We start from the raw sequence: 6,627 nt of genomic DNA, 5'->3' as shown, positions 1-6,627 counted from the left end.
GGCTGCGGCGCCCATGATGAGGGAGATCTGGGGGATGACGCCGGAGGCTTGGACGTTGCGGTGGAAGATTTCGCCGTAGAGGCCGAGGGAGACGACGCCTTCTTGGATGCGGGCGCCTGCGCCTTCGTTGATGCCGATCAGCGGTCTGCCGGTTTTGATGGCGAGGTCCATGACTTTGACGATTTTTTCGCCGTAGATTTCGCCGAGGCTGCCGCCGAAGACGGTGACGTCTTGGGAGAAGATGCAGACGTCGCGGCCGTCGATGGTGCCGTAGCCGGTGACGACGCCGTCGCCGAAGGGGCGGTTGTCGGCGAGGCCGAAGTTGACGGAGCGGTGGCGGGCGAGGGCGTCGAGTTCGACGAAGGAGCCGTCGTCGAGGAGTGCGGTGATGCGTTCGCGGGCGGTGAGTTTGCCTTTGGCGTGCACTTTGTCGATTGCGTCTTGGCCGGAGGGTGCCATTGCGGCGTCGCGGCGGCTGCGCAGGTCGGCGAGCTTGCCTGCCGTGGTGTGAATGTCGGGCTTGTCAGCCGAACCCTGCGCAGTCGAATCCTGGACACTGGTCATGGGCAATCACTTTAACCACGGCTGTGATGCGTATCGAGACCCAGGGGCGCGTTGGAGCGCGCCGGTGCCGCCGTACTGGCCGGTACGGATCCGTGCCTGTCGCGCGTTGGTCATATGCTCTTGAATCATGTGGACCAACCTCGATCGACCACCGCTCGACGTCTCTGCGCTACGGCGCGCTCTCGTCGATGGACCGCAAGCCTCGTGGTCGAGGCTCGATGTCGTCGACGAAACCGGTTCGACCAACGCCGACCTCATCTCGACCGCGGACGGCCTGGCCGACCGGACAGCGCTGATCGCCGAGCATCAAGCGAGCGGTCGTGGCCGCCATTCGCGGTCCTTCTCGGGTCCACCGCGATCACAATTGTTGCTGTCGGTTCTCGTGAAATTTCCAGGAATCGATCCGGCCGTCCTCGGGTGGCTTCCGCTCCTCACCGGCGTCGCTGTCGTCGATGCGCTTCGAACCGTCGCTTCGGTGGACGCGGCTCTGAAATGGCCCAACGATGTTCTGATCGAGGGCAGGAAGGTCGCAGGAATACTTGCCGAGGTGGCAGTGCACGGTGCAGCGCCTGCCGTCGTAGTCGGGATCGGTCTGAACGTGTCGATGACGGCCGAGGAGCTACCGGTGCCGACCGCGACGTCACTGGTGCTCGAGAACGCCACCGTGGCCGATCGAGATACGTTGCTTCGCGCGATTCTGCGCGGTATCGGTGCCGAGGTCGATTCCTGGCGAGACTCGGGGTGGAGCACCGACACGCTCGCCGTCCGTTACCGCGAACGCTGTGACACGGTCGGCCGACGGGTCAGGGTGGAGCTGCCGGGGAACAAGGAGCTCCTCGGCGAGGCGACCGACGTCGATCCCCAGGGTCGCATCGTCGTTCGCGACGACGCGACCGGGGATCGGGTGTCCATCGCAGCAGGCGACGTGACTCATCTCCGCGCAGTCGACCCGAACTGAAGTCTCAGCGCATCTGAGTCACGCCGCTCCTGCCCATCGCTCGAACAGAATCGGTCACACCCGAGCAGGATCCCAGGTGCTGACGGCCCAGATGACCACCAGATCGACCGCGATGATCAGGATGGCCCACAGCGGGTAGTACGGCAGCCACAGGAAGTTCGCGATGATCGACAGTGATGCGACGACGATCGCCACGAGACGGGCCCATGTGGCGCCGGACCACAACCCGATACCGGCCAGTAGAAGTAGGACACCCACGACCAGGTGGACCCAACCCCAGGTCGAGACGTCGAATTGATAGGTGTAGTTGTAACCGACGACCAACAGGTCGTCTTTGGCGATTGCAGCGATCCCCTGGAATATGGACAGAAGTCCGACCGTCAGCAGAATGATCGATGCTGCGATCGCTCCTCCTGCTGCAGCACCTTGATGGCGGGTCGTCTCCGCGCCTGTCTCGGTCTTCGTGTGTTGTGTCATATCCTTCGCCCCTTTCGAAGTTGCGCCCATTGTCGAACGGTTCGAACCGAAGCCACATCATCCGTATCGGATGAGGTGACGTTGCGCCGCGGCACGCGAGACTGACAGCGGTATCGACCTGCACACGAGGGGCGCTGATGGCTCAGAGGTACACGTCGGAGAGCCCGGAATCGGGCGAAAGTGCCTACTCGTGGTCCCTGCCACGTGGCGTCGTGGTGCTGTTGGGGTTGGCGGCCATTGTCGTGTGTGTTGCAGGAACCCGGGCGTTCTCCGGTGTGGTCGGCCCGACATTTCTGGCACTCATGCTCACCGTCGCGGTCCATCCGTTCCCGGAATGGCTGCGGCGCAAAGGGTTTGCCAACTGGCTTGCCACCCTCGTGGCGATTCTGGTCGTGTATGCCATTCTCGGCACCCTCGTGCTGTCGTTGGTCATCTCCACGGCGCGACTGGCGACGATACTGCCGAGCTATGCCGACGATTTCGACAGCGTGATCGACAATATTCGGAAGTTGTTGACGGACAACGGTATCGGCCAGCAGCAAATTCACGATCTGTTGTCGAAGGTCGACGCATCCACGGTTCTGGGTCTGATCGACGAGTTGCTCGTCGCAGTGCTCGGCATCTTCTCGAATCTGCTGTTCGTCCTCGTACTGCTGCTCTTCATGGCGGTCGATGCAAGCTCCTACTCTCCGCGGATGACAGCTCTCGTGCGCTCACGGCCCGACATTGCCGGTGCGTTTCGGTCGTTCTCGTCGGGTACTCGCACGTATCTCGTCGTATCGACCATTTTCGGCTTGATCGTTGCGGTCATCGACGCAGGTGCACTGTGGGCGATGGGTATCCCGTTGCCGATTCTGTGGGGGCTGCTGTCGTTCATCACCAACTACATCCCGAACATCGGCTTCGTGATCGGACTCATCCCGCCGGCGCTCATCGCACTCCTGCAGGGCGGGCCGACGCTGATGATCGCGGTGATCGTCATGTACAGCGTCGTCAACGTCATCATTCAATCGATAATCCAACCGAAGTTCGTGGGCGACGCCGTCGGATTGTCGGTCACGTTGACGTTTCTCTCGTTGGTCTTCTGGGCGTGGGTTCTCGGGCCGCTCGGTGCCATCCTGGCGATTCCGCTGACTTTGATGGCGAAGGCATTGCTGGTGGACATCGATCCGGCGACCAAGTGGGCCGATGTGCTGTTGGCCAGCGGATCACCACCCACGGCCGAGAAAGACGCAGACGAACCACCGACACCGGAGGTGGACGTGTCCGAAGAGGAAGAAGTCGTGGCAGGATCGCCTCGGACGAGCAAGGATTCACCCGAGGAGTGAGAGCGATGGGCTACCCCCAGGATGCGCTGGCAGACGAGGAAGAACTTCTTCTGCACCATCACCCCCACTGGAAGATGCTGATACTGCCTGCACTGACCTTCATCGTCGTCACCGCGGTCGCCGGATTCGCGATCGGTTCGATCAGCGCGCGGCTCGACGGAACGAGTGCGAATGTCGCGCTCATCGTCACCGCGGTGATCTGGGTCGTGATCGTCGGGTGGAGATGTGTTGCCCCGCTCATCAGCTGGAAATGCACGCATTTCATCGTGACCGACAGGCGCGTATTGATCAGGCAAGGTGTCATCACGCACTCGGGCATCGACATTCCGATGGGCCGGATCAGCAACGTCCAGTTCCGTCACGGTCTGATCGACCGCATGCTCGGAACAGGAACGCTCATCATCGCGTCGGCGTCGGACGACCCGCTCGAGTTCGACGACATCCCGAGGGTGCAGCGTGTCCACTCGCTGCTCTATCAGCAGGTGTTCGACGCGATGGAGATCAGGCGGGACGGGCCCGAACCCTCGTACGGCGGGGAGGTGTCCGCCGAGGACTCTCCCGACGCCGCACGGCGCGGGTGGCGTGCAGGCAGACGCAAGTAGGCGGAGCTGCGAAAAACCCGAATGCAGCAAGCTCACAGAATGTGACCGTAGGCTGTCGTCGTGACCGATGTGCTCCTGGCAGAAGACGACGAAGCAATTGCAGCCCCACTATCGCGAGCCCTCGGTCGTGAGGGTTACACGGTGACGGTCGAGCAGACCGGACCGGCCGCATTGCAACGTGCACTCGACGGAAATTACGACCTGCTGATTCTGGATCTTGGTTTGCCCGGGATGGATGGACTCGAGGTCTGTCGTCAGGTGCGTGCCAACAGTTCCGAACTCGCGGTCCTCATGCTCACCGCGCGCACCGACGAAGTCGACTTCGTGGTCGGGCTCGACGCAGGCGCCGACGACTACGTCGGCAAACCCTTCCGCCTCGCCGAACTGATGGCGCGGGTCAGGGCACTCCTGCGTCGCCGCGGACCGGGCGAGGACACCCCGATCGAGGTCGGCGGCATCAGGCTCGAACCCGCCGCCAGGCGTGTTCTCGTCAACGGCACCGAAATCTCGTTGGCGAACAAGGAATACGAACTGCTCAAGGTTCTGCTCGATCACGCAGGTCAGGTCGTTTCACGCGAGGCCATTCTGCGCGAGGTGTGGGGTGACGCCGAGCTGCGCGGGTCGAAGACCCTCGACATGCACATGTCGTGGCTCCGCCGCAAGATCGGCGACGAGGGCCCCGTCGCCGAACGTCGTATCGCGACGGTGCGCGGAGTCGGATTCCGCATCAACAGCGACTAGTCGAGACGAACCATGCGACGTCGCATTCTCCAGTCGATTCTGGCTGTGGTCATCCTGACCGCACTTCTCCTCGGGCTTCCGCTGATGTACACCGCATGGCTCTGGGTCGAAGACTTCACGCGCGACGACCTGCAGCGCCGACTCGACCGAATGGCGTCGGAGATCCTCTCGCAGGAGGGCGACCGGGGCATGGTCGAAGGCGACCTCGACATCGGGTCGCTGCGATTGGCGATTCCACAGGACGGGCGGCTGGTCGTCGTGTTCCCCACACCGGAGGATGCGGCGTCTCGCGTCGACATCGGCGAGGCATTCGTCTCCCGGCCACTCGTCGAATCGCTGTCGATGGGCACCTCGGGATCGTTGCGTCTGGAGGTGCCGTCCGACGACATGCGAAGCCTGCAGAAGCAAGCCGTCGGGGCGGTCGGGCTCGTGGTGCTGGCATCGATACTCGCGGGGACGGCGATCGCGGTCCTGACCGCGAAGCGACTGGCCGACCCGTTGCAGGACGTCGCTCGCCGCGCTGCGCGGCTCGCCGAGGGAGATTTCAGACCGGATCCGACACGGCACGGCATAGCCGAGCTCGATCGGGTGTCGGAGGTACTCGACTCGGCGACAGTGGAGATCGCAGGCCGCCTTCAGCGTGAGCATTCTCTCGTCGCGGACGTCTCCCATCAGCTGCGAAGTCGGTTGACTGCGGTACGGCTCAGGCTCGACGAGCTGTCGACGCACTCGGACCCCGATGTGGTCGGGGAGGCGGAGGAGGCGATGGCTCAGGTGGATCGGCTCACCCTCGCGATCGACGAGCTGGTGCGTTCGTCACGCAGCGACGGCGCTGCCGGTGCCGAGGACGTCTCGATCATCGCGGAGCTGACCGGTGTCGTCGGGGAGTGGCAGCCCAACTTCATCGACGCCGGTCGGACGCTCGAGCTCAAGGGTGATGCCGCGCTCAAGGCGTCCGTCACCGGGTCCCGACTGCGTGAGGCCGTCTCGGTGCTCGTCGACAATGCGCTGTCGCACGGCGGGGGGAAATGTACGGTGTCGGTCAGGCTTATTCCCGCGCTCGACACGGCCGAACGCAGGCGTGAGCCGTTGGTGTGTGTCGAGGTATCGGACGAGGGAAACGGCGTCAGCAACGAGCTCGCCCCGCACATCTTCGATCGGGGATTCTCCGGTGCAGGATCCACTGGCGTAGGCCTCGCGCTGGCCCGTGCGCTCGTCGAAGCGGACGGTGGTCGGCTCGAATTGCAACGCCGCAGACCGGCACTGTTCTCGGCGTTCCTGCCTGCATTCAGAGAACCGGCAGCCTCCGCGGTGCCGAGGACACGCGAACCGCGCTAGCTGTGGCCGAGCTGCTCTTCGGCGGCTTCCTCTTCGGTGGGTTCGAAGTCGGTCGACCCTGCCGCCGCGCCTCTGGCGTTCTCTTCGGGAAACGCGAACTTCCGCAACGCCCAGAACCGAAACGCCATTTGAAGGAGATTGCCGATGATGTAGTTGAGTACGAAGTCGAGAATCAACAGCATCGTCAGGCTCGTGTGGCCTTCGCGGATGTCGAAGAAGTTGTTGGCGATCCAGATCGGCGCTGCGCTGATGAGCACACCGATGCCGCTGATGGAGAAGAACAGCAATGCCTCGTGGTGGCGCTCGCGGCCGCCACGGTTCTTGAACGCCCACTCGCGATTGAGGATGTAACTGAGGATCATCGCCAGCACGCCCGAAATAACCTTGGCGATGGTGGGCTTCTGCTCGAGCACGGTGAGGCTGAGCGAATAGAAGATCGCCAGATCGAACACCATGGTGGTTCCGCCGACTATGGCGAACTTGATGAGTTCGCTATGACGAATCGCGAGATCCCGAGCCGGGCCGGGCAGGCGATGAATCACATTGTCGATCGAGGGCACAACGAAGGAGTCTACGAAACGAAGTGCTGTTTCAACGAACCGGCGCGCAGATCATCAGG

At 63.1% G+C, this 6,627-nt stretch carries 8 protein-coding genes; 5 read left to right on the top strand and 3 right to left on the bottom strand.

Annotated elements, in window-relative coordinates; translation table 11 throughout:
- A partial coding sequence (locus RY1_RS24985; protein ID WP_281250015.1) for a carboxyl transferase domain-containing protein occupies positions 1–564 on the bottom strand: 564 nt, incomplete at its 3' end.
- 127 nt (positions 565–691) lie between these two features.
- Between RY1_RS24985 and RY1_RS24980 the strand changes: the two genes are divergently transcribed.
- Positions 692–1,522: a biotin--[acetyl-CoA-carboxylase] ligase gene (locus tag RY1_RS24980; protein ID WP_072806731.1), complete on the top strand. Its 831-nt coding sequence runs from the start codon at positions 692–694 to the stop codon at positions 1,520–1,522.
- A 54-nt stretch (positions 1,523–1,576) separates the two neighbouring features.
- Here RY1_RS24980 and RY1_RS24975 read toward each other — a convergent pair whose 3' ends face one another.
- Positions 1,577–1,999 (bottom strand): DUF7144 family membrane protein, encoded by a 423-nt coding sequence (locus tag RY1_RS24975; protein ID WP_072806730.1) that lies wholly within the window; start codon positions 1,997–1,999, stop codon positions 1,577–1,579.
- A 137-nt stretch (positions 2,000–2,136) separates the two neighbouring features.
- Here RY1_RS24975 and RY1_RS24970 point away from each other — a divergent pair, with 137 nt between their 5' ends.
- Genes RY1_RS24970 through RY1_RS24955 form a run of 4 tightly spaced genes read left to right on the top strand, consistent with a single transcriptional unit; the run spans position 2,137 to position 6,008 of the window.
- Positions 2,137–3,327 carry an AI-2E family transporter gene (locus tag RY1_RS24970; protein ID WP_072806729.1) on the top strand — a complete coding sequence of 397 codons (1,191 nt, stop codon included), beginning with the start codon at positions 2,137–2,139 and terminating at the stop codon, positions 3,325–3,327.
- Positions 3,328–3,332: 5 nt separating this feature from the next.
- Entirely contained in the window at positions 3,333–3,929 is a 597-nt protein-coding gene (locus RY1_RS24965) for a PH domain-containing protein (protein WP_072806728.1), read from the top strand.
- A gap of 60 nt (positions 3,930–3,989) precedes the next feature.
- Entirely contained in the window at positions 3,990–4,670 is a 681-nt protein-coding gene (locus RY1_RS24960) for a response regulator transcription factor (protein WP_072806727.1), read from the top strand.
- Positions 4,671–4,682: 12 nt separating this feature from the next.
- Complete coding sequence (locus RY1_RS24955; RefSeq protein ID WP_072806726.1) at positions 4,683–6,008, top strand: ATP-binding protein; 1,326 nt, start codon at positions 4,683–4,685, stop codon at positions 6,006–6,008.
- On the opposite strand, the gene RY1_RS24950 is transcribed toward RY1_RS24955, so the two are convergent.
- Complete coding sequence (locus RY1_RS24950) at positions 6,005–6,568, bottom strand: GtrA family protein (RefSeq protein WP_072806725.1); 564 nt, start codon at positions 6,566–6,568, stop codon at positions 6,005–6,007. The two genes, RY1_RS24955 and RY1_RS24950, sit on opposite strands and share 4 nt — an antisense overlap.
- Positions 6,569–6,627 lie beyond the last annotated feature (59 nt).

This window comes from Rhodococcus yunnanensis NBRC 103083 (assembly GCF_001895005.1).
In the GTDB taxonomy this organism is placed as follows: Bacteria; Actinomycetota; Actinomycetes; order Mycobacteriales; family Mycobacteriaceae; genus Rhodococcoides; species Rhodococcoides yunnanense.
Note: the sequence above shows the minus strand (reverse complement) of the source record. Positions and strands in the feature narration are given on the sequence as shown.